At 66.3% G+C, this 4,009-nt stretch carries 2 protein-coding genes; both read right to left on the bottom strand.

Annotation, left to right across the window (positions count from 1 at the left end; genetic code table 11):
* Positions 1 to 222 precede the first annotated feature (222 nt).
* Entirely contained in the window at positions 223 to 2,028 is a 1,806-nt protein-coding gene (gene zwf, locus ACTHLF_RS15995; protein ID WP_440328508.1) for a glucose-6-phosphate dehydrogenase, read from the bottom strand.
* Positions 2,025 to 3,851 (bottom strand): glycoside hydrolase family 15 protein, encoded by a 1,827-nt coding sequence (locus ACTHLF_RS15990; RefSeq protein ID WP_440328510.1) that lies wholly within the window; start codon positions 3,849 to 3,851, stop codon positions 2,025 to 2,027. The genes zwf and ACTHLF_RS15990 overlap by 4 nt, the downstream gene beginning before the upstream one ends.
* Between the last annotated feature and the right edge of the window lie 158 nt (positions 3,852 to 4,009).

The following is a 4,009-nucleotide window of genomic DNA, read 5'->3' as shown; positions in this document are numbered from 1 at the left end:
GAATTCCGCAGGTTGTTCGGCGCTACGCCTGCGGCGGAAGCGCGTCGCATGCGTGAAAGCTTCGCCCTGCCCGAAGCCTTTGCTGACGCGATTTACGTTTCCTCACACTAGTTCGTCTTTTGTGCGAGCGCGCATGCGCGCGCTGGGTGCTTGCGGCAAAACCCATCGCGCGCAAGCGCGCTCCCACAAAAAGCGAGAGGGGCCCCGCGGGGCCCCTCTGTTTTACTTCTTCGTGGTGCGTTTCTTTGTGGCGGCCTTGCGGACTGCGGTTTTCTTCGCGGGCGATTTCTTCGCCGCGACCACCTTCTTCGCCGCTGCCTTCTTCGTGGCCGTCTTCCTGGCAGGCGCAGCCTTCTTTACCGAAGCCGCGCGCAAAACCTTCTTCGCCGCAGCACGCTTCGCACGCGTCGGCTTAGCCGGTTCCTTCGCCGCCACCGGTGTGGCGCCGGCTTCCGCCTTCTGACGTGCCGCACGACGTGCCGGTTCCGTGCCGGTGTTCAGCGGGCGCCACGAGCGGCCGCCCATGGCCAGCAAGGTATCCGACGAGGCCGGGCCCGCGCTGCCCGAGGCGTAGTTCGGGAAATCCGCCGGGGTGCGCTGCGCCCAGTCGTCGATGACCGGCTGCACGGCGCGCCAGCAGGCTTCGACCATGTCCGCACGCTGGAACAGCGTCGCGTCGCCGGTCATGCAATCGTAAAGCAGGGTCTCGTAGCCCACGTTCGACTCGGCGCGGAACCAGTCGGCGTACTTGAAATCCATGCGCACGGGAGCGAGTTCCACGCGCGGGCCGGGGCGCTTGACGTCGAACTGCAACGAGATGCCTTCATCCGGCTGGATCTGCAGCACCAGCCAATCCGGACCGAACGCGTCCATGCCCGTGCCGCGGAACGGGGCCATCGGCGCGGACTTGAAGCGGATCGCGATCTCGGTGGTGCGACGGCCCATGTGCTTGCCGGTGCGCAGGTAGAACGGCACGCCCGACCAGCGCCAGGTGTCGATCGACAGCTTCATGGCCACGAAGGTTTCGGTCACTGAATCCGGCGCCACGTCCGGCTCGTCGCGGTACGCGCGGGCCAGCTGGCCGTTCACCGCGCCGGGGCCGTACTGGCCGCGCACCGCATCTTCCGGCGCGATCGGGCGGATCGCTTCGATGACTTCGGCCTTGCGGGTGCGCACGGCTTCCGCATCGAACGAGGTCGGCGGCTCCATGGCCACCATGGCGAGCAGCTGGAACAGGTGGTTCGGCACCATGTCACGCATCGCGCCGGTCTGCTCGTAGAACGAGCCGCGGCGCTCGACGCCCACGGTCTCGGCCACGGTGATCTGCACGTGGTCGATGCGGTCGCGGTTCCAGATCGGCTCGAACAGGCCGTTCGCGAAGCGGAAGGCCATGATGTTCTGCACCGTTTCCTTGCCCAGGAAGTGATCGATGCGGTAGATCTGGTCCTCGCGCAGGACCTTGAGGATGCGCTCGTTAAGGGCCTGCGCCGAGTGCAGGTCGTGGCCGAACGGCTTCTCGATGATGACGCGGCGCCAGTGATCGCCGTTCACACCGCCGTCGTCGGTCAGGCCGGCCTTGCACAGCTGCTCGATCACATCGCCGAAGAAACGCTCGGGGGTGGCCAGGTAGAACAGCACGTTGCCCTGGGTGCCGCGGCGGCGATCGATTTCCTTGAGCTTGGCGGCCAGCGCGGTGAACGACGACGCATCGTCGAAATCACCGGCGAAATACTGCATCTGGCTGCCGAGCCAGCCCCAGGCTTCTTCATCGAGGCGGCCACCGCCGCCGGAGACGTAACGCTCCAGCGAGGTGTGCAGGTTGTTCTTCCAGGCGTTGTCGGACATCTTGCCGTGGTTGAAGCCCACGATGGCAAAGTTGTCCGAGAGCAGGCCCGTACGGCGCATGTTGTACAGCGCGGGAACGACGAGGCGGCTGGTGAGGTCACCGGCGGCGCCGAAGATCACGACGGTACACGGGTCGGCCGGATGAGCGCGGGAGGTCGCGCGCTTCGGTTGGGCTTGGCTCATGCACTGACTCCTTGGGGAACGTTGGATTCGGGGGTAGCGTGGATATCGGCCGTCGCACTGTAGCCATGCGCCAGGCTAAAGGCGGCATTAACCAATGCGACGTGCGAAAAGGCTTGTGGGAAATTGCCCAGCAGGCGCTTCGAACGGGGATCGTACTCCTCCGAGAGCAGCCCGAGGTCATTCGTCAGCCCCACCAGCCGCTCGAACAATGCGCGCGCCTCGTCCATCCGGCCCAGCATCACGTAATTTTCCACGAGCCAGAAACTGCACGGGAGGAATTCCCCCTCGCCCGGCGGCAGCCCATCGACACCGCTGCGGGTGTCGTAACGGCGGACGAAACCGCCGACCAGCAGGTCCTCTTCGATAGCCCGGACCGTCGCGACGATGCGGGGATCATCCGGCGGCAGGAAGTCGGTGAGGGTGACCAGCAACAGGCTCGCGTCCAGTTCGGTCGAGCCATAGGACTGGGTGAAACAACCACGCACCGGATCGACGCCCTTCGCCAGGATATCGGCCTTGATTTCATCGGCGATGCTGCGCCAGCGCCGGACGTAATGCGGATCCAGGCCATCGCGCTTCTGCTCGGCGGCGCGAGCGAACGCCAGCCAGGCCATGACCTTGGAATGCACGAAGTGACGCGGCTCGCCGCGGATCTCCCAGATGCCTTCATCCGGATGCCGCCAGATCTCGGCCAGGTGGTCGAGGAACACCGCCTGCACGTTGTCGGCCTCCGGGTGCAGCACCACGCCGTGCTTCATCGCATGCGAGAACGCGCCGACCAGTTCACCGAAGATATCCAGCTGGAACTGGTTGGACGCGGCGTTACCCACGCGAACCGGTTTCGCACCCTCATAGCCCTTGAGCCAGGTGAGTTCGTACTCTTCCAGGCGGCGTTCGCCGGCGAGGCCGTAGAGCACCTGCAACTGGCCCGGCGAACCGGCTACCGCGCGGCGCACCCAGTCGCGCCAGGCGCTGGCTTCATCGTGGTAACCCGCATTCACGAGGGCGGAGAGGACGAAGGTCGCATCGCGTGCCCAGCAGAAGCGGTAATCCCAGTTGCGCTCGCCGCCGAACTGCTCCGGCAACGACGTCGTGGGCGCGGCGACGATGCCGCCGGTGGGTTCGTAGCTGAGGCCCTTCAGCACGATGAGCGAGCGACGGACGACGTCGCTCCATTCACCGCTGTCATTGCAGCGGTTCGACCAGTTTTCCCAGTACGCCAGAGAGTCGTCCAGCGCCCGCTTCGGATCCAGCGGTTCCGGCGGCGGAAGGTGTGACGGGCCCCAGGCCATGACGAATGGGGCCGAATCACCCGGGCCGACGCTGAACCGGCTCACGCTTTCCATGCCCTCGCCTTCGATCTCTACCGGCGTGCGCAGCGCCACCATGTCGGGCCCGACCACTGCGGTGAGCGTGCCGTCGTCGTGGGTGTTCACCCACGGTAGCGCGTTGCCGTAGTCGAAGCGCAGGGTCAGCCGGCTTTCGAAATCGACGCGACCTTCGATGCCCTCGACGATGCGCGTGACGCCGACCTGGTCGCCCGCGAAGGGCATGAAGTCGATGACGCGGGCCTTGCCCGTGGCCGTCGTCCACGTGGTTTCCAGGACGAGGCTGCCATCGATGTACTGGCGGGTGCAGGCCGCGTCGGGGTCCGCGGGGGCCAGCCACCAGCGGCCATTGTTCTCGTCGCCGAGCAAGGCGGCGAAGCAGGCCCCTGAGTCGAACCGCGGCAGGCAGAGCCAGTCCATGGAGCCGTTGCGCGCCACCAGGGCCGCCGTCCGGCAGTTGCCGAGCATGGCGTAATCTTCGATCCGGGATGCAATCGTGCCTCCGTTTCGCTTTAGCTAACCGGTTAACGGTAGCCAGCGAAACGTTAGGCCGATGTGTCGGGCCGTGTCTTGCGAATGCGTGCCCTTCGGGGCTCTTGTGGGAGCGGGGGGGGGGGGGGGGGGGGGGGGGGGGGGGCCCCCCACCCCCCCCC

The organism is Luteibacter sp., from assembly GCF_051958795.1.
Classification (GTDB): Bacteria; Pseudomonadota; Gammaproteobacteria; order Xanthomonadales; family Rhodanobacteraceae; genus Luteibacter.
Note: the sequence above shows the minus strand (reverse complement) of the source record. Positions and strands in the feature narration are given on the sequence as shown.

What these genes read in the sequence shown, in the direction of transcription:
- zwf (WP_440328508.1), bottom strand. Translation starts at nt 2,028, where the DNA reads ATGAGCCAAGCCCAACCGAAGCGCGCGACCTCCCGCGCTCATCCGGCC.